General features: G+C 69.8%; 21 protein-coding genes. 8 read left to right on the top strand and 13 right to left on the bottom strand.

The window, feature by feature from the left end:
- Positions 1-23 precede the first annotated feature (23 nt).
- Complete coding sequence (locus AB0I53_RS12410) at positions 24-3,269, bottom strand: BTAD domain-containing putative transcriptional regulator (RefSeq protein ID WP_358600654.1); 3,246 nt, start codon at positions 3,267-3,269, stop codon at positions 24-26.
- 112 nt (positions 3,270-3,381) lie between these two features.
- Here AB0I53_RS12410 and AB0I53_RS12405 point away from each other — a divergent pair, with 112 nt between their 5' ends.
- Entirely contained in the window at positions 3,382-4,290 is a 909-nt protein-coding gene (locus AB0I53_RS12405; protein ID WP_358600651.1) for an alpha/beta fold hydrolase, read from the top strand.
- The gene (locus AB0I53_RS12400; RefSeq protein WP_358600648.1) at positions 4,287-4,868 is read left to right on the top strand and encodes an NAD(P)H-dependent oxidoreductase; all 582 of its coding nucleotides are present in this window, start codon (positions 4,287-4,289) and stop codon (positions 4,866-4,868) included. The genes AB0I53_RS12405 and AB0I53_RS12400 overlap by 4 nt, the downstream gene beginning before the upstream one ends.
- Positions 4,869-5,075: 207 nt before the next feature.
- On the opposite strand, the gene AB0I53_RS12395 is transcribed toward AB0I53_RS12400, so the two are convergent.
- Positions 5,076-5,351 (bottom strand): hypothetical protein, encoded by a 276-nt coding sequence (locus tag AB0I53_RS12395; protein ID WP_358600645.1) that lies wholly within the window; start codon positions 5,349-5,351, stop codon positions 5,076-5,078.
- 217 nt (positions 5,352-5,568) lie between these two features.
- Here AB0I53_RS12395 and AB0I53_RS12390 point away from each other — a divergent pair, with 217 nt between their 5' ends.
- Positions 5,569-5,937: a hypothetical protein gene (locus tag AB0I53_RS12390; RefSeq protein ID WP_358600643.1), complete on the top strand. Its 369-nt coding sequence runs from the start codon at positions 5,569-5,571 to the stop codon at positions 5,935-5,937.
- A gap of 11 nt (positions 5,938-5,948) precedes the next feature.
- Here AB0I53_RS12390 and AB0I53_RS12385 read toward each other — a convergent pair whose 3' ends face one another.
- The 7 genes from AB0I53_RS12385 to AB0I53_RS12355 form a co-directional block, all read right to left on the bottom strand.
- Positions 5,949-7,508 (bottom strand): long-chain fatty acid--CoA ligase, encoded by a 1,560-nt coding sequence (locus tag AB0I53_RS12385; protein WP_358600640.1) that lies wholly within the window; start codon positions 7,506-7,508, stop codon positions 5,949-5,951.
- Positions 7,509-7,538: 30 nt separating this feature from the next.
- Complete coding sequence (locus tag AB0I53_RS12380; RefSeq protein WP_358600637.1) at positions 7,539-8,123, bottom strand: alpha/beta fold hydrolase; 585 nt, start codon at positions 8,121-8,123, stop codon at positions 7,539-7,541.
- 25 nt (positions 8,124-8,148) lie between these two features.
- Positions 8,149-9,471 (bottom strand): MFS transporter, encoded by a 1,323-nt coding sequence (locus tag AB0I53_RS12375; protein WP_358600635.1) that lies wholly within the window; start codon positions 9,469-9,471, stop codon positions 8,149-8,151.
- A gap of 134 nt (positions 9,472-9,605) precedes the next feature.
- Entirely contained in the window at positions 9,606-10,658 is a 1,053-nt protein-coding gene (locus AB0I53_RS12370; RefSeq protein WP_358600634.1) for a 3-keto-5-aminohexanoate cleavage protein, read from the bottom strand.
- A 48-nt stretch (positions 10,659-10,706) separates the two neighbouring features.
- The gene (locus AB0I53_RS12365; RefSeq protein ID WP_358600631.1) at positions 10,707-11,591 is read right to left on the bottom strand and encodes a TauD/TfdA family dioxygenase; all 885 of its coding nucleotides are present in this window, start codon (positions 11,589-11,591) and stop codon (positions 10,707-10,709) included.
- A gap of 63 nt (positions 11,592-11,654) precedes the next feature.
- On the bottom strand, positions 11,655-12,629 hold the full coding sequence (locus AB0I53_RS12360; RefSeq protein ID WP_358600628.1) for a quinone oxidoreductase: 975 nt from the start codon (positions 12,627-12,629) through the stop codon (positions 11,655-11,657).
- A gap of 81 nt (positions 12,630-12,710) precedes the next feature.
- Complete coding sequence (locus AB0I53_RS12355; protein WP_358600625.1) at positions 12,711-13,763, bottom strand: TauD/TfdA family dioxygenase; 1,053 nt, start codon at positions 13,761-13,763, stop codon at positions 12,711-12,713.
- Positions 13,764-13,889: 126 nt separating this feature from the next.
- On the opposite strand from AB0I53_RS12355, the gene AB0I53_RS12350 reads away from it, so the two are divergent.
- Positions 13,890-14,888, top strand: coding sequence for an AraC family transcriptional regulator (locus tag AB0I53_RS12350; protein ID WP_358600622.1), 999 nt, complete (start codon positions 13,890-13,892; stop codon positions 14,886-14,888).
- A 31-nt stretch (positions 14,889-14,919) separates the two neighbouring features.
- Here AB0I53_RS12350 and AB0I53_RS12345 read toward each other — a convergent pair whose 3' ends face one another.
- Entirely contained in the window at positions 14,920-15,624 is a 705-nt protein-coding gene (locus AB0I53_RS12345) for a helix-turn-helix domain-containing protein (RefSeq protein WP_358600619.1), read from the bottom strand.
- A gap of 231 nt (positions 15,625-15,855) precedes the next feature.
- Here AB0I53_RS12345 and AB0I53_RS12340 point away from each other — a divergent pair, with 231 nt between their 5' ends.
- From AB0I53_RS12340 to AB0I53_RS12325, 4 genes are read left to right on the top strand one after another with little or no spacing between them, the layout of a single operon-like run.
- On the top strand, positions 15,856-17,037 hold the full coding sequence (locus tag AB0I53_RS12340; RefSeq protein ID WP_358600616.1) for a cytochrome P450: 1,182 nt from the start codon (positions 15,856-15,858) through the stop codon (positions 17,035-17,037).
- A 5-nt stretch (positions 17,038-17,042) separates the two neighbouring features.
- Complete coding sequence (locus AB0I53_RS12335; protein ID WP_358600613.1) at positions 17,043-17,858, top strand: oxidoreductase; 816 nt, start codon at positions 17,043-17,045, stop codon at positions 17,856-17,858.
- 8 nt (positions 17,859-17,866) lie between these two features.
- A complete protein-coding gene (locus AB0I53_RS12330) occupies positions 17,867-18,061 on the top strand; it encodes a ferredoxin (RefSeq protein ID WP_358600611.1) in 195 nt (64 codons plus the stop codon).
- A complete protein-coding gene (locus AB0I53_RS12325; RefSeq protein WP_358600608.1) occupies positions 18,061-19,239 on the top strand; it encodes an FAD-dependent oxidoreductase in 1,179 nt (392 codons plus the stop codon). Before AB0I53_RS12330 ends, AB0I53_RS12325 begins: the two co-directional genes overlap by 1 nt.
- Here the strand turns inward: AB0I53_RS12325 and AB0I53_RS12320 are convergent.
- Genes AB0I53_RS12320 through AB0I53_RS12310 form a run of 3 tightly spaced genes read right to left on the bottom strand, consistent with a single transcriptional unit; the run spans position 19,227 to position 21,987 of the window.
- On the bottom strand, positions 19,227-19,787 hold the full coding sequence (locus AB0I53_RS12320) for a hypothetical protein (RefSeq protein ID WP_358600606.1): 561 nt from the start codon (positions 19,785-19,787) through the stop codon (positions 19,227-19,229). The two genes, AB0I53_RS12325 and AB0I53_RS12320, sit on opposite strands and share 13 nt — an antisense overlap.
- A gap of 20 nt (positions 19,788-19,807) precedes the next feature.
- Entirely contained in the window at positions 19,808-21,172 is a 1,365-nt protein-coding gene (locus AB0I53_RS12315) for a hypothetical protein (RefSeq protein ID WP_358600603.1), read from the bottom strand.
- Complete coding sequence (locus AB0I53_RS12310; RefSeq protein WP_358600600.1) at positions 21,169-21,987, bottom strand: ABC transporter ATP-binding protein; 819 nt, start codon at positions 21,985-21,987, stop codon at positions 21,169-21,171. The genes AB0I53_RS12315 and AB0I53_RS12310 overlap by 4 nt, the downstream gene beginning before the upstream one ends.
- Positions 21,988-22,015: the final 28 nt, after the last annotated feature.

The following is a 22,015-nucleotide window of genomic DNA, read 5'->3' as shown; positions in this document are numbered from 1 at the left end:
CCGGTCCGGATACCGGGACGGACTCAGGACGATGCGACCGGGTTCAGCACGGCCGCGGCCTGGATGAGCGCGCGTGCCTCGTCGGCGGTCAGGACTTGGCCCGCCTCGTGGGCAGCGGTGAACGCGGCGTCGCCCAACGCGCTGCGCGCGATGTCGGTGGCTCGGTCGACATCGGGTCGTTCAGCGGGCAGCAGCGGCATCCCGGTGGCGGTGCGGAGGGCTTGTGCCGCGCCGAGCAGCCGGGCGGCGATGTCGTGCTCGGCGAGCGTCGCGGCGGCCGCGGCAGATCCGGCGAGTGCGAACGCGGCGTCACGCGGGGCGTCGATGCGCTGGGCCCCGTCGAAGGCGCGCAGGTGCTCGGCCATGGCGGCGGTCGCTTCACCTCGTTGTTCGAGGATGTAACCGAGTTCGACCTGGAGCATCGGCAGGAACAACGGCGTTTCCGCGCCGTCGGCGTTGAGCGCGAGCAGTTCGCGGAGGTGGCGTTCGGCATCGTCGGGCCTGCCGTCGCGGCGTGCGGTGAACGCGAGCACGATCGTCGCGAACAACCGGCCGGGGCCGTGGCCGTGGTCGGCGGCCAGCACCAGCACCTGCTCGGCGAAGTCGCGGGCCCGGTCGAACTCGGCGTGCTGCATCGCGATCCAGCCGAGCCAGCCGAGATGGGCGGCCACCTGGCCCCACATCTCCAGCTCCTGCGCCAGCACCAGCGCCTCGCGGTGGATCTCGGCGGCGCCGGCCAGGTCGCCGGTCAGTTCGGCCAGGCCACCGAGCCATTCGGCGGCCTGCAGCCGGCCCCAGCGATCGCCGATCTCGGCGAACGAGCGAGCCGCTTCCTGCGCGTGCCGCGCCAACGCGTCCACGTCGGCGCGGATGTGCGCGGATTTCGCCAGAGCCAGCTGGATGGTCGCCACACCCCAGCGGTCGCCCAGCTCGCGACACGCCGAAAGGGTTCCCTGCACGGTCGTTTCCAGGTCCTGCTCGTCACCGGAGTCCAATGCGGACAGGGTGAGGATCACCTCGGCGCGGGCGCGAACGGCCGGATCGTCGAGCACGGCCAGGGCCGCCGAAACTTCGTTCCGGCGCGATGCGGCATCGGTGAATTCACCCTGCTGAACGGCGAATGTGAGGCGCCAGGCCAACACCGGCGCCCGGTGCCGCGCGCTGCCTCCCAGGTCGAGCGCCGCATCGAACCAGCGGCACGCCGTGCCGGACCGGCCGCGCAGCAGCCAGTACCAGGCGAGCGCGTGCACCAGCCGGAGCGCGGCGTCGGCGTCGGCGTCCCGCACGAAGCCGTCCAGCGCCGCACGCAGATTCGCGTCCTCGCCGTCGAGGCGGCGCAGCCAGCGCTGCTGATCGGCACCGTGCAGTTCGGGTGCGGCACGCTCGGCCAGCGCCAGGTAATACGCGTGATGCGCGCGCCGCGCCGCCAGGTCTTCGCCCGCCTCGGCCAAGCGGTCGAGGCTGAACGCCGCCACCGACTCCAGCAGCCGGTAGCGCCGCCCGCTCGGCTGCACCAGCGACCGATCCACCAATCGCGCGACGACATCGGCGACCGTCGCCGTGTCGAGGCGGCCGTCCTCATCGGCGGATTCCGTTGCGGCGCAAACGTTTTCGGCGGCATCGAGGGTGCATCCACCCGGGTGGATCGCGAGGCGGCGCAGCACGGCGCGCTCGGTGTCGTCGAGCAGGCCCCAGCTCCAGTCGAGCATCCCCGTGAGCGTTTGCTGGCGTGGCGGGGCGCCGCGGTGGCCGGTGGCGAGCAGCCGGAACCGATCGTCCAGCCGGGCGACCATCTCGTGCACGTCGAGCGCGCGAACGCGGGTCGCCGCCAGTTCCAGCGCCAGCGGTATCCCGTCGAGCCGCCGGCACAGGGTCGCGACCGCGTCGGCGTTGTCGGCGTCCAGTGCGAAATCCCGGGCGCTCGCGCGGGCGCGGTTCACGAAGAGCCGCACCGCGTGCGACTGCGCCAGATCGTCGAACGCGCCGTCCGCGGCGGGCACGGACAGCGGTTGCAGCGGCACGATGTCCTCGCCCGGCAGGCGCAGAGGTTCGCGGCTGGTCGCCAGGACGTGCAGATTCGGCGCCGCGCCCAACAGGTGTTCCGCCAGGTCCGCCGCGTGTTCGACGACGTGCTCGCAGTTGTCCAGCACCAGCAGCAGGTGCTTGTCGGCCAACGCTTCGCCCAGCGCTTCGACGGGTTCGGCTGGCCCGTCCTCCGCGGTGCGGATGCCGATGACCTGTGCGACCTCTTCCGCGAGCCAGCCGGCTTCGTCGGTCGAGGTCGACTGCAGCGGCGCCAACTCGACCAGCCAGGTGCCGTCCGGAAAACGATCGGCCACGTCGACCGCCGTGGCCAGCGCGAGCCGGGTCTTGCCGACGCCGCCCGGCCCGGTGAGGCTGACCAGCCGGGAATCGGTGACCGCGCGGCCCAGCTCGCCGAGATCGGTGTCGCGGCCGATCAATTCGGTGCGCTGCGCCGGGATGTTGCTGGTGCGCCGGCGCACCACTGGCTGCGGTCGCGGCGCGGCGAGGGCGGGATCCTGCGCGAGCAGCGACCGGTGCAGTTCGACCAGTTCCGGGCTCGGGTCCACGCCCAACTCGTCGGCCAGCCGCCTGCGCAGATCCTCGTAGCCGTCGAGGGCTTCGGCCTGGCGCCCCGCCCCGTAGAGGGCCCGCAGCTGGGCCGCGCGCAACCGTTCGCGCAGGGGATGCGCGGAGACGAACGTCGTGAGATCTCCTGCCACCTCGCGATATTCGCCCAGCGAGAGCCGCGCCTCGGCGAGTTCTTCGACGGCCACCAGGCGCAGTTCCTCCAGCTGCGCGACGGCCGCCTGCGTGAAGGCCGCGTCGCGGAAGTCGGCGAAGGCGGGCCCTCGCCACAGGCCCACCGCCTCGGCGAGCACCCGGACCCGGGCCGCGGTGTCGGAGGCTTCGCGGGCGTCGGCCAGCAGTGCACGGAAGCGCAGGGCATCGACGTCCGCGGCGGCCAGGCGATAGCCGGGCGGCGGCGACACCACCAGGTTCCGGCCACCGGGCTCGGCATCCTCCAGCGCGCGCCGCAGCTGGGACGCCTTGGCCGCCAGCGTGCCCGCGGGATTGCCCGGCGGATCCTCGGCCCATATGTCGTCCACCAGCCGGTCCGCGGATACTGGCTGACCGGCGTCGACCAGCAGATCAGCCAGCAGGGCACGCACCTTCGCACCAGGCACGGCCACGACGGCTCCGCCGTCGGTCCACACCGTCAAAGGGCCCAGCACACCGAAACGCATGAACGCAACCTTATAGCGGCTCACCTGGGCTGGAAGGTGACCGTAAACAATCCGGAAGGTGCTGCGCGCACTGTGGTGACAACGAAGCGAACACCGCTCACAGGAGATCACCATGAAGCGCATCGCCCTCGCTCTCACCGCCGGAATCGCCGCCACCACACTGCTCACCGCATGCGGCTCCAACACCCCGACCGAACCCGCCGCCGCGGCGACACCGGGCGGCTACGCCGACGTCAACGGCCTGCACATGTACTACGAACGCCACGGCGTCCCCACCGACCAGCCGCCGCTGGTACTGCTGCACGGCGCGCTGTCCGGCATCGACACCGACTTCGGCCAGCTCATCCCCGAACTCGCCAAAACCCGCGAAGTCATCGCCGTGGAACAGCAAGCCCACGGACGCACCGCCGACATCGACCGCCCACTCCGCACACCGCAGATGGCCGAAGACACCGTCGCCCTGCTACACCAGATCGGCGTCCAGCGCGCCGACATCCTCGGCTACAGCATGGGCTCCGCGGTCGCACTGGAAATCACGCTCAAACACCCGGAACTGGTGCGCAAGCAAGTCCTGCTCTCCGGCGGCCTCGGCGTCGACGGCATGCACCCCGGCGTCATGGACGGCATCAAAGAACTGCGCCCGGAACACCTGCACGGATCACCGTTCCACACCGACTACCTCACAAACGCACCACGACCGCAAGACTTCCCGCAGCTGGTGTCCCGCGTCATCGACTTCGACATGAACCCGGCCCCCACGGTGCAACCGGAAACCGTCCGCACGATCACCGCACCCACACTGACCATCATCGGCGACTCCGACATCGTCCGGCCCGAACACGCCGTCGAGATGTTCCGCCACTTCGGCGGCGGCATCATGGGCGACACCCCCGAAGGACTGCCCAACGCACAACTGGCGATCCTGCCCGGCACCTCCCACATCACCGCACCACACCACCCCGAACTGCTACTGCCGATGATCCCGGCCTTCCTCGACGCACCCGTCAAGAACGCCCGATGACCGGCAAGCTGCGGATCGCGATGATCATCGGATCCACCCGGGCGGGCCGCTTCGGCCCGCTCGTGGCCGACTGGTTCGGCACCCGCGTCGGCCGCCGCCGCGACCTGGAGCTCGATCGCATCGATCTCGCGATCACCGGCCTCCCCGACCAGCTGCCCGAACCCGACGACGAGGCTCCCGCCCCCGTGCGGGAGCTGGGCGCCCGGCTGGCGGCCGCGGACGCGTTCGTCGTGGTCACCCCGGAGTACAACCGGAGCTTCCCCGCCGCGGTGAAGAACGCGATCGACTGGTTCGACACCGAATGGGCCGCCAAACCGGTCTCCGTCGTCGCCTACTGCCGCGACGCCGAAGGCGGCCAGGCCGCCGCGCAACTGCGACAGGTCTTCGGCGAACTCAACGCGGTCCCGATCCGCCGCACCATGACCATCCGCAACGCCTGGCAACGCTTCAGCGCCGACGGCAGCTGGCCGCGCCGCGATCCCGAACTCGACGAATCCGTCAACGCCGTGCTCGACCAGCTCACGTGGTGGGCCAACGCCCTGCGCGTCGCCCGAACCGCGAACCCGTTCGTGCAGTAGCACTTTCCAACCGGATATCCGATGAATCCTTGCCCTGAGCGGAAAACATGAGGAAGTTGATCGAGTCGACGTTCGTGACGCTGGATGGGAGCATCTCCTCGCCGGAGAAGTCAGCAGCGGCATCGTGGTGGCCGTCTACGAACCGAAGGCGGGCGCGGCGTGAGAACCACGACGAGAAAGCGCTGACTTTCCACGGATATGGGCGCCCTACGCGGCGGGCGCCCATATCCGTCTCTCCGCCCGTACCGCTTGCTGGAAGAGGTACGGGCGGGAGTCGAGAGGTGCGATCTGCATCGGGATCCGGCGGAGCTCGTCCAGCGTGCGCGGCAAGCCGCCCAGCAGTTCCAGCGCGTCGACCGGTTCGAGATCGCGCACGATGTGCACCAGGTGGTTCGGATCGCGTTCCTCGCCGGCGAGTGCGTTGGTCCAGGCAGAGCTGCCGTCCTCGCCGAGAGTTCCCGGATCGAAGTAGAGCTCGGCCAATGCACACCCCCCAAGTCGCAAGCGATCACGCCGGTACGAAACCAGTTGTACACGGACGGCCGAGGCGTGGAGGTCCACTGCGGACATCCCAACACGAAGAGGCAACACATCAGGTACGTGCGGGCAATTCCCGGACTGCTGCGCGAAAGAGCAGACCGGGACAGCACATCCCGGGCTACATGGCCAAGTTCACCAACGCCAGCGCCCCACCGGCGCCGTGCTCGGCACGCTCGTGATCACGCTGTTCGCCCTGCTGCCCGAAGACGAGATCATGCGCTGGGGCTGGCGCATCCCGTTCCTGCTCTCGGCCGCAATGCTCGCGATCGGTCTCTTCGTGCGCGCCAAGGTCTCGGAGAGCCCGATCTTCCGAGCCGCTGCCGAACAGGCCGACAACGAGAAGGCAGCCCCGCCGATCGTCGAGGTGCCGCGGCGTCCCAAGGTCGTGGTGCTGGCCGCGTTCGGCCCTTTCGTCGCTGCTGGTCAGGCTTCAATCAAGTCGCGAACGGCGTCGCGCGTGCTACGCACGACGGCGGAGGCCGCGATTCGCGGTGGAAGTAAGGACAACGACCTGACCGACGTTCGATGACTTGCCGGTGCCTACGGGACTCGGCCCAGCTCGCGTTTGAGGATCTTTCCGGTCGCCGTCATCGGTAGGGCGTCCACGAACTCGATCAGCCTCGGGTACTTGTAGCTCGCCATCTGCTCCTTGGACCAGGCGATGAGCTCGGCTTCGGTGATCCGCGCCGCGCCGTCGGTGATCACGAACGCCTTGATTTCCTCGCCGTGGCTCTCGTGCGCGACGCCGACGACCGCGGCGAGGGACACCGCCTCGTGGCTCATCAGCACCTCTTCGATCTCCCGCGGGTAGACGTTGAACCCGCCGCGGACGATCATGTCCTTGGCTCGGTCGACGATGTAGTAGAAGCCGTCGTCGTCCCGGCGGGCGAGGTCGCCGGTGCGGAACCAGCCGTTTCGCACGACCTCGGCGGTCGCGTCCGGCCGCTCGAGGTAGCCCTTCATGACGTTGTGGCCGCGGATGGCGATCTCGCCGACTTCGCCAGCGCCGGTCACCGCGTTCCACCGGGCATCGACCAACTCGACCTCGACACCCCAGACCGGCAGGCCGATCGACCCCGGCCGGGGCGCCTGCCCGCGAGGGCTGAACAGGGCCAGCGGTGACGTCTCGGACAGCCCGTAGCCTTCGAGGATCTGGACGCCGAGGCGCCGCTCGAACCGCGAGTGGATCTCCACCGGTAGGGCCGCGCCGCCGGAGATGGCCAGCCTCAGGCTGTGCGCGATCCGCCCGACATCGACTCCTTCGCCGAGCGCGCCGAGCAAGCCCCAGTACATCGTCGGGACGCCCGCGAACACCGTGACGTCCTCGCCGACCATCAGCCCCAGCGCCGCCCGTGCGTCGAATCGCGGCAGGAGAACCAGCGTCGCGCCGACGGAGAATCCCGCGTTCATGTTGATGCTCTGCCCGAAGGAGTGGAACAGCGGCAGCGCGACCAGGTGCGTGTCGTGCTGCGTCGGGCTGCTGCCGAACATCTGGTTGGCGGTGAGGGCGTTCATCACCATGTTGGCGTGGGTGAGCTCGGCGCCCTTCGGCCGGCCGGTCGTGCCGCTGGTGTAGAGGATCACGGCGGTGTCGGTCGCCTCCCGCACCACGGTCTCGAACTCCGCGGGCCGGGCCGACAGCGCTTGCGCCAGCGTCTCGACTTCCCCGGGCGGTGTGGACTTCTCCGCTTCGGCGGTGATGATGAACAGGTCCCGGCAGTCCGGGGTCTGCTGAAACGCGGCGCGGCCGTGTTCACCCGTCGGCAGGCTCGGGTCACCCTCGAAGCAGAAGTACGCCCGGGCGCCGGCATCGGCGAGGTGGTAGGCGATCTCCCGTTCCTTGAGCAGCACGTTGAGCGGAACGACGACGGCCCCGGCCTTGAGGATCCCGTAGTACACGGCGGGAAACTCCGGCAGGTTCGGGCAGGTGACCGCGACCTTGTCGCCCGGCCGGATCCCCCGGGAGACCAGGAGGTTGGCGATCCGGTTGGCGAGCGAGCCGACCTGCGCGTAGCTCAGCCTCCGGTCGCCGCACACCAGGGCGTCACGCCGCGGATATCTTCGCGCGGAGTCGTCGAGGAACATGGCCAGGTTCAGCACGCTTGTCTCCTACGTGGTCGTTCGGCGTTGTCAGTGCGAGGCGTCTTCGCCCGTTCGGGCGAGCTCGCGGATGAATTCCTCGGCCCGCGGCCAGGGTCCGTATCCCGCGGCGGGATTCAGGTGCCCGACGGCGCCGAGGTCGACCAGCCGGCTACCCCAGTCCCGGGCCATTTCGGCGACCTGCGCGAGGCGGGCGAGGGGGTCGTTCGTGCTCGCCGCGACGATGCTGGGGAACGGGAGCAGTTCGCGCGGCGTCGGCAACCAACCGTTGCGGTACAACTCATCTGGCGCGGGGTAGCCGTCGGGCAACCGCGATTCGAAGTCCGGCGGTGTTGCCAGCAGTGCCCCCTGAATCACGCGCGTGTGCAGCTGTGCCCAGTGGACGGTGATCATCACGCCGGCGCTGTGCGCGACGAGGACGATAGGTCCGTCGATGTCGGAGACGACGCGGTCGAGCGCCGAAACCCGGGCGTCCCGGCCGAGTTTGTCGTGTTCGAGCGGCGGCACGGTGCGGGTGTTCGGCAGCTTATCGGCGAGATGGGTCTGCCAGTGATCGGCCACGTGGTCGCGCAGCCCTGGGACGATCACGATGGTCGGGTTCTCGGGATTGTTCAACTCCGGCTCCAATCCTGCACTTCGGTCATGCCGAAGGGCGTCTGTCGAGTGTCGCGAGTCGCCGCAGCGCGGCCGGGTAGCGGCGTTTTCCGATCAGCAGTGCCGCGATGGCTCCGAGGTAGACCAGCGGTGCGAGTTGCAGCGCCCCCAGCAAGCCGAGGCGGTCGGCCAGGAGACCGACGACGAAGGGGCCCGCGGCCAAGCCCAGGAGGCTGTTGGCCAGGGTCAGCGATCCGAACCCGGTGGCCCGCACGGACGCGTGGGTGAGGTTGGCGACCATGGCGGTTGCGGGTCCCGACGCGCCCGCCGAGAAGAACGCGCCGCAACCGATCACGACGAGCTGGAAAAGGCCTTCCTGGAGCTGGAACCCGATGATCAGCAAGACGGCCGCGGCCGCGCCGTAGCCGATCGAGGTGGTCCACTTGCGCTCCGGGTTCCGTCGGCTGGCCCGATCCGTGATGACGCCGCAGACGATCATCCCGGCGCCGATGAGCAGGACCAGGATCGCCGAGACGAATCCGGCCGTGTCCGGGCTCATCGCGTGGTACCGGTTGAGGTAGCTGGGCGTCCAGGCAAGCAGAACGGCGGCGACGAACATCTGCAGCCCGCTACCGATGTAGGCGCAGAGCACGGACGTGTTCGAGAACAGGCTGGAGAGCGGAGCCCGATATCCGCCGGCCGCCTTCGGCTCGTCGGCGGCGGTCCCGTGGTCCTCGTACCGGTAGCGGTCCAGCCTGCTCTGCGTGACGACCAACCGGAACAGGACGACCAGCACCAGACCGACGACGGCCATGAACACCAAGGCCCAGCGCCAACCGAACTGGACCGCGATGAAGCCGCCGAGCGCGACGCCGATCGTCGAGCCGAACGAGCCGCCTGCCATGAAGGCACCGCCGAACGTGGCGCGGACGTGGGGTGCGAACACGCTCAACACCACCGCGATGCCGACGCTGCCGTAGGCGGCTTCCCCCGCCCCGACGAGGAATCGTGCGCCGAGCAGCTGGCCGTAGTCGGCGGCGATCGCGGACAGCAGCGTCGCCAGGCTCCAGATGGTCGCCATCAGCACCAGGCTCCGGACCCGGCCCCACCGGTCGGCGAGGATCGACAGGGGGAAGGTGAGCAGGCCGACCATCGCGGCCACGACGCTGGTGAGCGAGGCGAGCTGGGAGTCGGACAGCACCCACTCGGCTTTCAGGAACGGGAACACCGCGTTGAGAACCTGCCGGGACATGTAGTCCGACAGCAACAGCCCGAAGGTCAGGACGAAGACGACCCAGGGATAGATCCGCGGCCTGGCGGCCACCGGCCCGCTGGGCAGCTCCCGGGCGGGCAGGGCGTGCGACTTCATTGTCACTCCTCAGCTTGCTGCTGGTGCTCCGGTGAAACCTCGTCCCCCTGGTGAAGATCCGAGGCCGGGGCGCGGGCCCTCGTGAGGCGGCAGTGCCCCGGCCTCCCTAGTGGCGTCCGGCGGATCTCCGGCGGCTAGGCGTGGTGGGTGAAGCCGACCTGCCCCGGCTTGCGGTTCGGGGCGAACCCGATCTTGGCGAGGGTTTCGTCGGCGTCGGCGTAGCGTTCGCCGATCTTGTAGATCTCGCGGGCTTCCTTGCCCGTGGCCACCTCCCGGCCGAGCTCGCCTGCGATGCGCACCAGCTGCTCGACCTGCTGGACCGAGGTCTTCTTCTCGCTCCGCTTGCCCCAGATGGTGTCTTCGTTGCCGCACCTGGTGTGCAGCCCCATGGCGATGGCCATCGCGTTGACCGGCAGGACGCTGCGCATGAGGGTTTCCAGCGTCAGGACCGCGCCGTCGGGAACGCGGCGGATGAACTCCATCATGTTGTACGGGTTGGGGCCGTCGAACCCGCCGCCGATGCCGACCCAGGTGACCATGAGCGGTCCGGTGTAGACACCGCGCCGGATCAGCCGCTCGACGGTTTCCAGCTGCGGAATGTTGGCCAGCTGGAAGTGCGGCTGGATTCCGGCGGCCTGGAGGCGCTTCAGGTGCTCCTCGACCCAGGCCGGGCCGGCCGGCACGAACATCTCGCGGTACGCCTCGGCCACCGCCGGCCGCGTCAGCGACGTCCCGGCGATGTCGTCCTCGGTCATCAACTCCATGATGTTCATCTGGTTGGTGTTGATGGCGATGGTCACCTGGTCCGGGGCCGGATCGAGTTCGGCCAGCATGTGACGGGTGTCGTCGCTGAGCCACTTGGCGTCGGCACCTTCGCCTTCGGGCGCGAAGGAGATCGAACCGCCCACCTGCAGGATCATCTCGGGGACTGCATCGCGCAGCCGGCCCAGCAACTCGTTGAACTTCGACAGCCGCTTGGAACCCTTGCCGTCCAGTTCGCGCACGTGGATGTGCAGCACCGTGGCCCCGGCGTTGTAGCAGTCGACCGCCTGCTGGACGTGCTCGTCCATGGTCAGCGGAAGGTCCTCCGGGAAGTCCTCGGGTTCCCACTCGGGCCCGTAGGGGGCCGCCGTGATGACGAGCTTCTCCTGGGTCTCGGGGAACAGCGAGTCGTCGTGGAAGTGCATCGTTCTTCTCCTTTTCCGAAGCGGTGGAACGAAAATCCCGGAGAGAGGTCAGAACGGCCGGTCGCCGATGATCCCGGCGCGTTCCATCTTGCGGACCGCGGGCCAGTAGTCCTGGACCGCGTAGTGCTGCGTGGAGCGGTTGTCCCAGATCGCGACGCTGTTCCTGGTCCAGCGCCAGCGCACCTGGTACTCCGGGATCGCGGCCTGGCCGATCAGGTAGTTGAGCAGGTTGCTCGCGCCGGGGGCGTAGTCGCTTCCGAAGCGGACGTTCTCCGGCGTGTGGAAGTTGACGAAGTGCGTGGTGAACGCGTTGACGAAGAGGATCTTCTCCCCGGTTTCGGGGTGGGTGCGCACCACCGGGTGCTCCGCGTCGGGGAATCGCTCCTTCAGCTGGTGGCGCTGCTCCACCGGCAGCGCCGCGCCGAAGCTCGCCTCGATGCTGTGCCGCGCACGCAGTCCCTCGATCCGGTGCTTGATGTGGTCGGGGAGCTTCGCATGCGCCTCGGCCATGTTGACCCAGATGGTGTCGCCACCGACCTCCGGCCCTTCCACGCACCGGAGCACGCATCCCATCGGCGGGTTCTCCCGCCAGGTGGCGTCGCAGTGGAAGGCGTTCTCGTAGTGCTCGGCGGGGCTGTCGAGATCCTTGTAGATCCGCACCAGGCCCGGGTGATCCGGATCGCTGCCGGCCACCGGGTGGTCTTCGAGCGATCCGAAGCGCCGGGCGAGCGCCACGTGGTCGGCGCGGCTGAGGTCCTGATCGCGCAGGAACAGGACCTTGTGCTTGAGCAGCAACGCATGCAGTTCGGCGAACAGCGCGTCGTCGCGCGCGACGTCGCCGAGGTCGACGTCGAACAGTTCGGCGCCGATCGTGCAAGTGAGCTGCTCGTGCTTGATCTTGGTCGTTCGGGACGTCTGGACTGCGTTGGACATGATTCCTCCGCGGGTTGGTTGATCGCGCCGCTGCCCGGAAACCATTGCGGCGACGAAGATGCGTCAGAGCGAGAAGACCGAAGACCCGATGCTGCGGCCCGCTTCGAGGTCGCGATGGGCTTGCACCGCGTCCTCGAGGGCGTAGCGCTGGTTGATGCCGATCCGGATCCGCCCGTTCGCAACGTGGCCGAACAGCTCCCCCGCCAGCTCCGCGCGCTCGGCCGGGTCGGCGATGTAGTCGGCGAGCGCGGGACGGGTGACGAACACCGAGCCCTTGATGGCGAGTTGCATCGCATCGATTGGCGGGACGGGGCCGGACGCGGTGCCGAAGCACACCAGCAGGCCGCGCCGGGCGAGCGAATCGAGGGAGGGCTGGAAGGTCGCCGCGCCGATGCTGTCGAAGACGACCGGGACGCCCGCCCCGTCGGTGATCTCCCGGACCCGCGCGGCCACGTCCTCCTGCTTGTAGAGCACGACGTGGTCGCATCCGTGAGCACGCGCGACCTCGGCCTTCGCCTCCGTCGACACCGTGCCGATCACGTTGATCCCCAGCAACTTCGCCCACTGCAGGAAGATCAGGCCCACTCCCCCAGCCGCGGCGTGCAGCAGGACCGTGTCCCCTTGCCGCAGCGGGTGGATGCGGCGCAACAGGTAGGACGCGGTGAGCCCGCGCATGGTCATCGCGGCGGCCGTGTCGAAGCCGATCGCGTCCGGAAGCGCGATCAGCGGCGCCGCAGGCATCACGCGCTCGGTGCTGTAGGCGCCGAGCGGGCTGCCCGTGTACGTGACCCGGTCCCCTTCCCGGACGTGCTCCACCCCGGCGCCGACGGCCTCGACGACACCGGCCGCTTCGACGCCCATGCCCGCGGGCAGCGGAGCCGGGTAGAGGCCGGTGCGGAAGTAGGTGTCGGCGAAGTTCAGCCCGACCGCCTCGTGGCGGATCCGGACCTCGCCCGGGCCGGGCTCGCCGACCTCGACCGCCTCCCACCGCATGACTTCCGGGGCACCGGTCTCGTAGAAGCGAACGGCTTCTGCCATGACGTTCTCCTTCGCGGCACGAACGAATCCGCCCGTTCGCGCCGTTCCTTGGGTTGATTTCCCGTTTCTTCTTCCGCCCGTTCAGCGAAGTCGGCTCGCCCGGGCGATGACATCTCGGGGCGCCACTCCCCCGCGTCCCCGCGGACCGCCGTATCCGCCCGTCTCCCAGGTGAATTCCGGCGGCAACGATCGTCCGTTGTGGAGCGTCAGCCAGAGCTGCCGCAGGTGATCGTCTGCGTCTGCGATGCCGCCGTCTTGGGCGTGCGCGTGCAGGACCGCGTAGTTGTTGAACAGCTGGATGTCGCCGGGCTCGATGTCGATGCCGAACCGGAACTCGGCCGACGCCGCGAGCTCGTCGATCAGCTCGAACAGCTCCAGGTCGGCGGGCTCCAGCCGGGGAACCTCCGGAAACCGCTGAGCCGACTCGATATCGCGCCGGGCGTAGCGGAGGCTCAGCTTGCCGTCGCACCAGCACGCCAGCGGAACCGAGCGGTAGGGACGCTCCCCGGGGAGCTGCTCGCCCCACCGGTCGAGCTGGAAGCGCCCGTACATCCGATCGACCAGCAGCGGGTCCCCCCGCAGCACCTCGTTGTACAGCGCCGCCGAGCTCACGACGGTGCTCCGCCCGCCAAGCCGCGAGCTCAGCAGCGCCGCGACATCCGAGCCGCCCGTGCGCAGTTCCGGCCCCGCCGCTGCGCAGCGGATGCGGCCGAGCTTGCGGCCGAAGGAGTCCTGCGAGACCGGAAAACCCAAGTACTGGGCCATTCCCCAGAAAATCGTGTTGATCTCGGCGTCGTCGTACCGCTCCACGGGAACGCCTTTGATCACCGCGAAACCGCGTCCGTCTTCCAGCGCACGCGCAACGCGTCGCAACTCCGCTCCCAGCGTGGGAAGGGGAAACCGCTCGCCGGTGAGCCGCAGGAGCACGATCCCGTTCTTCCGCGCCGCTTTCAGCGCGGACTCCAGCTCGTCGAGATGGGACGGGGAGAGCTCCAACCTCCACTCGGCGGGCTCGCCGAGGTCGGCCGCCTTCCACGCCGCAGCCGTCCGGCACGGCTCCCGCAGCACATCGGCTGACGGGGCCCGGCCGAAGTCGAGCGCCAAGGAGCCGCGCTGCGTCGCTGGTTCGGCCATGACGTTCTCCATCCGGAATCTCGGAGCGGGATCGGCTGTGATGGAGGCGACATTAGGCGGCAGCGGGGGTCAGGTCTTATCCTCGCGGGACATGATGATTATCACTTGGTGACATCGCGGAGAGTGATGATGAAGCCCCTCGCCCGCTACGCCTCGCTGAACAGCTACATCGACGTCAGCCGGTCGGTCGGCATCGAGCCGACCCGGCTGATGCGCGGCGTCGGACTCGACCCGGCGGGGATGGCGCTTCAGGACCGGTGGATTCCGGCCGTGTCCGTCGCGCGGCTCCTCGAACGGTCGGCGGCGGAGTCCGGGCAACAGGACTTCGCGCTGCAGCTGGCCGAACGCCGCCGCTTCGCCAACCTCGGCCCGCTGAGCCTGGTCATCCGCGAGGAACCCGACGTCCGCAGCGCTTTGACGATCCTGATCCGCCACGAGCACATGTACAACGAGGCCCTGCGGATGCACATGGTCGTGCGCAACGGGCTGGCGACCATCCGCGTCGGCTTCGACCTCGGCGAGCAGACCGAGACCAGGCAGGCCACCGAGCTCGCCCTCGGCACGCTGCACCGGCTCCTGCGCGATTTCCTCGGATCGCTCTGGCAGCCGATCGCGGTCTGCTTCACGCACCGCGCACCGGCCGACGCGAGCACCCACCGGAGGGTTTTCGGCCCCACGGCCAAGTTCGAGCAGGAGTTCAACGGGATCACGTTCTACGCCCACGACCTCGACGCACCCAACAAGCGGTCGGATCCGCAGATGCGCAACTACGCCTACCAGATCCTCGATTCCCTGGAAACGCAAGGGGAAACGACGACATCGAGCCGGGTCCGCGAGCTGATCGAGCTCTTGCTGCCCACCGGGCGCTGCTCGATCGAACAGGTCGCGCGCAGCCTCGGGGTGGACCGCAGGACGGTGCACCGCCACCTCGCCGACGCGGGCGAGACGTTCTCGTCGATCCTCGACGCGACGCGGGCCGAACTGGCCGAGAACCTGGTGGGAAACCGGCGGTACAGCATGACGGAGGTCGCCGAACTGCTGTCCTTCTCCACGCCGGGCAACTTCTCGCGCTGGTTCCGGGGCCGGTTCGGGTGCAGTCCCAGCCAGTGGCGCAGCCGGAGCTGATCCCGCCGCCCGCCGCGCGAGCGTCCCGCCGTCAGGTCCGGGTGGAGAGGGTCTGGCGCCAGTGCTCGGCGGCCTGGACCATGTCCCGGCCGAGGTGTTGGAAGAACTGGCTCGTGGCGCTCATCCGGGCCCCGGCCGGGGTGGCGCTTCCGAGGAGATCCGCTCCCTGCTGGGTCAGGTCCGCCCACATCGCCATCGACTGGACGCTTGCCAGCCACGACTGGTACCAGACGTGATCATCGATCAGGTACCGCTCTCGCCGGCCGTCGCGTTCGCGCCCGACCAGGCCGCGCTGTTCGAGCCAGCCGATGGCCTTGGAGATGGACGCGGGGCTGACCTGGAGCCTGACGACGAGTTCGGCGGCGGTGATGCTGCCGGTGTCGCTGGTGAACAGGCAGGCGAGGACCCTGGCCATCATCGCCGGAACCCCCGTCTCGATCATCATCCCGGCGAACCGCTCCTCGAACTCGCGGACCGTCCGCGGGTCGCGCCCGTCGGTGTCGGCGGCCGGGATTTCCGGATGCCCGCCTGGTTTGCGGCGCCGAGCCCGCCACGCGGTCGCCTGCTGCGCCTGGTTGGCCCGGTAGCCCCGGACCCCGCCGTTGCGCGCGACCTCGCGGCTGATGGTCGACCTCGGCCGCCCCAGCTCGCGGGCGATCTCCGCGTACCCGAGCCCGGCCGCCAGCCCGGCGGCGATCCGCCGGCGTTCCTCGTGGGTCAGACGACCTCCCGGCATCCCGGCCTCCACTCGTCGCCGAACAGCGCTTGAGGCTCGTGAGTGCGTAACCGGGCTCCAGCCCGGTTACGCACTCACGAGCCCACGCACCACTGGTGCATTCAGCATCAACGTCATTGCACCGATCGTACTTCGCCTACCTGGAATAACGGAATTCTCCGGTTGCGAACGCGTGAAATGCGGTCCTAGCGTTTCGCGCACCGCGAACGAATCACGTGGAAGGAGACCGGCATGACCCCGTCACTGCCGACCACACGGCCGGCCGACCGCCCCTTCGACCCGCCCGAGGGGCTCGCCGAGCTGCGCGAGCAGGCACCGCTGAGCAGGCTGAGCTACCCGGACGGGCACGAGGGGTGGCTGGCGACCAGCCACGCCCTGGTGCGCGAGGTGCTGGCCGATCCGCGGTTCAGCGTGAGGCCCGAGCTGCGGCACACGCCGATTCCCGGCATCCCCGGTAGCGACCAGCCCGCGCCGCCCGGGATCTTCAACGCCATGGACGCGCCGGAGCACACCCGGTACCGCCACCTGCTCACCGGCCAGTTCACCGTGCGCCGCATGCGTCAGCTGACCGAGCAGATCGAGGACATCACGGCCCAGCACCTCGACGAGATGGAGCGGCACGGCGGCCCGGTGGACCTGGTGGAGGCCCTGGCGCAGCCCGTCCCCGCGCAGGTGATCTGCGAGCTGCTCGGCGTGCCGTACGTGGACCGGGCGCGCTTCCAGACGCACGCGCTGGACATGTTCCGGCTGGACTCGCCGCCGGAGCAGCTGGCGGCCGCGTACGGCGCGGTGCACGAGTTCGTCCGCGAGCTGGTGCTCGCCAAACGCGCCGCGCCGACCGACGACCTGCTCAGCGGCCTCACCGCCACCGACCTCACCGACGAAGAACTGGTCAACATCGGGTTCGTGCTGCTGGGCGCCGGGCTGGACACCACGGCCAACATGCTCGCGCTGGGCGCCTTCGCGCTGCTGAGCCATCCCGACCAGCTCGCCGTCCTGCGCGACGACCCCGGCATCGCCGGTCGCGCGGTCGAGGAGCTGCTGCGCTACCTGAGCATCATCCCGTTCACGATCCGCACCGCGCTGGAGGACGTCGAGCTGCACAGCGCGCAGATCAAGGCGGGCGAGACGGTCACCGTCTCGATCCCCGCGGCCAACCGCGATCCCGGCCACTTCGCCGACCCCGACGTCCTCGACCTGCTCCGCGCGAGCAGCGGGCACGTGGCGTTCGGCCACGGCATCCACCAGTGCCTCGGCCAGCAGCTGGCCCGGGTGGAACTGCAGGTGGCGCTTCCCGCGCTGGTAACGAGATTCCCGACGCTGCGGCTGGCGGTTCCTCCCGAGGATGTGGCGATGCGGACCGACATGCTCATCTACGGCGTTCACCGGCTGCCCGTCATCTGGGAGGTGTAGCGGAGATGGTCGCCAAGGTATGCCTCGTCACCGGGGCGTCGTCGGGAATCGGCCGCGCCACCGCGCTGGAACTCCTGCGCGCCGGCCACACCGTGTACGGCGCCGCGCGGCGCGTGCACAAGATGGACGCCATCCGCTCCGCCGGTGGCCACGTCCTGGAGATGGACGCGCGCGACGGCGAGAGCCTCGACCGGGCGGTCGCCACCATTCTCGACGAGCAGCAGCGGATCGACGTTCTGGTGAACAACGCCGGGACCGTCTTGCACGGCGCGATCGAGGATGTGCCGCTGGATCAGGCGCGTGACCAGCTCGAAGTCAACCTCCTCGCGCCGGCCAGGCTGGTCCAGCTCGTCCTGCCGCACATGCGCGCGCAGCGGTCCGGCACGATCGTCAACGTCTCGTCGATCGGCGGCGAGATCTCGCTGCCGCTCGGCGCCTGGTACTACGCGTCCAAGCACGCGCTCGAAGCCTTTTCCGACACGCTCCGCATGGAGGTCGAGCCGTTCGGCATCGATGTCGTGATCGTCCAGCCGGGCATCATCAAAACCGAGTTCGAAGACCAGACCGCCGCGCAGCTGAGGGAGATCTCCGGCAACGGGGCCTACCGGGAGATGGCCGAGGCCATGGCGCGGCGCGGCGAGACCGGGCTGAGCGAGGGCTCCGATCCCGGCCTTGTCGCGGAGACCATCCGGCAGGCCATCGAATCCGGCCGCCCGGACACCCGCTGCGCGGTCGGCTGGCTCGCCGACAAGCTCCTGGAACTCAACAGGTCGCTGCCGGATCGCGAGTTCGACGAGCTGGCCACCCGCTCGATCAAATAGGAGAACCAGTGCGAATCACCATCGACATCGAGTTGTGCACGGGCGCAGGACAGTGCGCGCTCGTAGCCGCCGATGTCTTCGACCAGCGCGACGAGGACGGCATCGTCGCGCTCCTGCAGCCGGGGCCCCCGGCGGAAGCCCACGACGCGGTGCGACAGGCCGCCCTGTTGTGCCCCACTCGCGCCATCCGGGTGGCGGAGTGATGCGCGGCCCGGCCCGCGTCGTCATCGTCGGCGCCTCGGCGGCGGGCCTCACCGCCGCCGAGACCCTGCGCCGGGAGGGCCATCGAGGGCGGATCACGATGATCGGCGCCGAGTCGCATCTGCCCTACGACCGCCCACCGCTGTCGAAGCAGATCCTCGCCGGCGACTGGGAGCCCGAACGCCTCGCCCTGCGCGACGAAAGCGCCTACCAGCAACTGGATCTCGACATCCGGCGGGGAACGGCCGCAGCAGAACTGGACGTGCGCACCAAGACGGTCACCCTCCGCGGCGGCGAGGCGCTCGGCTACGACGGTCTGATCATCGCGACCGGCGTGAGGCCGAGAAGGCCCGCCCCGCTGGCGAACGCGCATGTGCTGCACACCCTCGACGACGCCCTCGCGCTGCGGTCCGAGCTGAAGCGGGCCGCGCGCATCGTGATCATCGGAGCGGGCTTCGTCGGGACCGAGGCCGCCGCGGCGGCCCGCAAGCTCGGTGTCGAGGTGACCTTGGTCGACCCGTGCCCCGTGCCCATGGCGCGCCAGTTCGGCGAGCAGATCGGAAAGCTCGTCGCCGCATGGCACCGCGACCACGGCGTGGATCTCCGCATGAACGCCGAAGTCGTCGGATTGCTCGACGGCGCCTCGGAAAGCGGCGTCGAGCTCGCCGATGGCACCGTGCTCGAAGCCGACGCGGTACTGGCCGCCGTCGGCGCGACACCCGCCACCGACTGGCTCTCCGGGAGCGGGCTCACCGTGGACGACGGGGTGGTGTGCGACGCGACTTGCCAGGCAGCGCCCGACGTCTACGCGGCCGGTGATGTCGCCAAGTGGTTCAATCCCCGCTTCCGCGCCCTGATGCGCGTGGAGCACCGGATGAACGCCACCGAGCAGGCCATGGCGGCCGCACGCAACCTCCTCGGCGCGGCGCGACCGTTCGATCCCATCCCCTACTTCTGGACCGACCAGTTCGACGCCAAGATCCAGGCGCACGGCCACTTTCCGCCAGGCAGCGACATCACGATCACCCACGGCGAGGCGTCCGAGCGGAAGTTCATCGCCACCTGCACCCAGAACGGGCGGACGACCGGCGTCCTCGGCTGGAACATGCCGCGACAACTCCGCCAAGCACGGGCTCTTGTCGAAGAGGCGACCGTTCATCTAGGTGATCATGCGCGGTAACCGCGAATCGCGTAGGTGAGCGTGCCGAGCACGGCGAGGGCCGTCGCGGTGAACGTTGCGGCGGCCGTCCCGGTTTCCGCCATCGGCCAGGTGAGCGCCTGCATCACCGCAGTGTCCTGCGGCAGCGGCAACGCGGTCGGCAACGCCCAGCCCATCGGAAACCACCAGGCGCGGGCCGCGCCGAAGAACGCGGCGCCGAAAGCGGCGAGCCCGGCAAAACCCGCGCAGTTCCGGACTATCACGAGGTTCGGCACCAGCGGCTCGCCGATCGCCTGCGCTGCGACGAGCGCGCCACCCACGGCCGCGGCCAGCGCCACGACATGCCCCGCCCGCCACGCCGGCCAGCGCAGTGCGGCGGTGCGATCCAGTGCCGCGTCCGCGCCGCCGAGACCGACCGCGGCCGCGGAGATCCCGAGCGCCAGCCCGACGACCACGAGCCGGGCAGTGACCGGCGGGTCGGCACCCCAGCGGCCGAACGCCCACACCGCGGCGGTCGACACGAGGATCACGGCGCATGTCGCCGGGACGCGCCGGGACCGCAAGTACAAAGCCAGTCCTCGCAAGGGAATCACGCGCCCGGGGCGAGGACGGCGAGCGGATCGGGTTGGCAGGACTGGGTGGTCGCGCGCAGCTCCGCCACCTCCTGGGGCTGGGCTTCCGGCGGCAGGGCGCGGAGGGCTTGCCAGGCCGGTTCCGCCAGCTGCCGGATCTCGCCTTCGCGGCCGGAATAGTCGGGCAGCGGCGTGAACTCGTCGACGAACCAGGACGCGATGATCGTGCGGGCGGCCTGCGACTCGTCGCCGTACCACGTGTCGCATCCCGGGTCGGTGCCGCTCAGGAGGCCGATCCGCACCGACGTCGAGTCCTCGTCGGCGAGTTCGAGTTCGTCGAAGTCCAGCGGGAGCACGCCCGGCGGAACGTGCCGGGTGGTCTTGTCCATGCCGCGGGTCGGGATCTCCGCGACGGCCTTGGGCGCGTCGGGCAGCCTGCCCAGCCGGGACAGGGCATCCCGCGCCGGCCCGGTGAGGGCATCCAGCTTGTCGGCGTGTGCGCGGGTGACGCACACGTCGCCGGTTTCGGTGCACACCAACGCCGTCGCCTCCTCGTTGATGACGTAGACGGCCTCGGCGTCGCGGGGCAAAGCGGTCACCGCCACCGCGATCCCGAGCGCGGCCGGCAGCAGCACGGCGATCCGGGTTCCGAGCCGGCTCGCGGTCAGCAGACCGAGTGCCGTCGTCGCCACCGCGGCGAACCACACGAGCTGCACTGCGCTCACCGTGCCCGACACCGCGATGAAGGCGTTGCGCGTCGTCCCCGCCAGCATCGGCGTGAGCAGCTCCGGCACGCTCGACCGCGGCGCGTCGTAGGCCTCTGCGGAAATCGTCGTGGAATGCGCGTAGGTCAGCACCGCGAATCCGGCGGCCGCCACCACGGGCGGAGTCAGCAACGACGGCAGCAGCCTGCCGACGCCCATGCCGAGCCATCCGGCGGCGACCAGCGACAGCGCCCCGACCGCCGCGACCGGCAGCCAGCCGAGGTGGAAGAAGCCACCGTTGGCCACCACCGAGACGCCACCCGCCACCAGGATCGCGGCCGAGGCGGCGACCATCGCCAGGCACACCGCCACAGCGGTGTGGGCCGATCGTTGCCACGCGGGCCGCGGCGCCGACGCGAACAGCTCCTGAACATGGCTACGGCGGTCTCGCATCCCCAGCAGAGCGCCTCCGCCGAGCGCCACCGGCAACAGCACGAAGTGCATGAAACGCAGGTAGTAGACGAAGGAATCCCATTGCAGGTGCCAGGCGCCGGTCGACTTCTGCCAAGGGCCGTTGCTCAGCAGGTACAGCAACGCCACCGTGATCACGAAGATCGCCGTGCCGGTCGCCAGTGCGCTGGAGCGACGCAGCTCGATCCGCACCATCCGCGCGCTCACCAGGATCCCCCACGCCGTTCGGAATCACCGCGGTGCGCGGCCAGCAGCGCCGAGTAGCCCCGCTCCGCCGGGCTGTCGCCAGGATGGTTCTCGTCGCCTGCTCCGACGAGTTCCGCACGCGTTCCGCGGAACACCAGGCGGCCGTGGTCGACGAGCGTCACGTCGGCGCACACGGCGGCGACGTCCTCGACGAGGTGCGTGGAGACCAGCACGCAGGTGTCCTGGCCGATCCGGTGCAGGAGTTCGCGGAACCGCAGCCGCTGCTCGGGATCCAGGCCCGCGGTCGGCTCGTCGAGCAGCAGGATCTCCGGGTCGTTGACGATGGCCTGGGCGATGCCGGCGCGACGCAGCATCCCGCCGGAGAGCGTCCGCATCCGGTGGTCGGCCCGGTCGGCGAGCCCGACCAGCTCGATCGCGCGTTGCACCGCGCCCGGCCGCTCCTGCTTCGGGACCTCCTTGAGCCAAGCCATGTACTCGGTGAACTCGCGGAGCGTGAATCGCCGGTAGAAGCCGAAGTTCTGCGGAAGGTAGCCGAGCCGCCGGCGGACCTGGCGCAACTCGTGCCCTCGGCCGATGTGTTGCCCCAGCAATTCCAGGGTGCCGCCGGCGGGCCGCACGACCGTCGCCAACGCGCGCATCAGCGTCGTCTTGCCCGCGCCGTTGGGGCCGAGCAGACCGTGCACGCCAGTGCCGAACGACAGGTCCAGGCCGTTGACCGCCATCCGCAACCCTGCCCGCACCCGCAGCCCTTCGGCGCGGATCGCCGCGGCGTAGGTCGTGGGCGCGATCTCCTCCGCGCTCACCACGCGTGCCATCGCATCCTCCTGATGTCCACAATGGATT

The sequence above is a fragment of the Saccharopolyspora sp. NPDC050389 genome (assembly GCF_040655595.1).
Lineage (GTDB): Bacteria > Actinomycetota > Actinomycetes > Mycobacteriales > Pseudonocardiaceae > Saccharopolyspora.
This window is presented reverse-complemented; position numbering and strand designations above follow the sequence as displayed.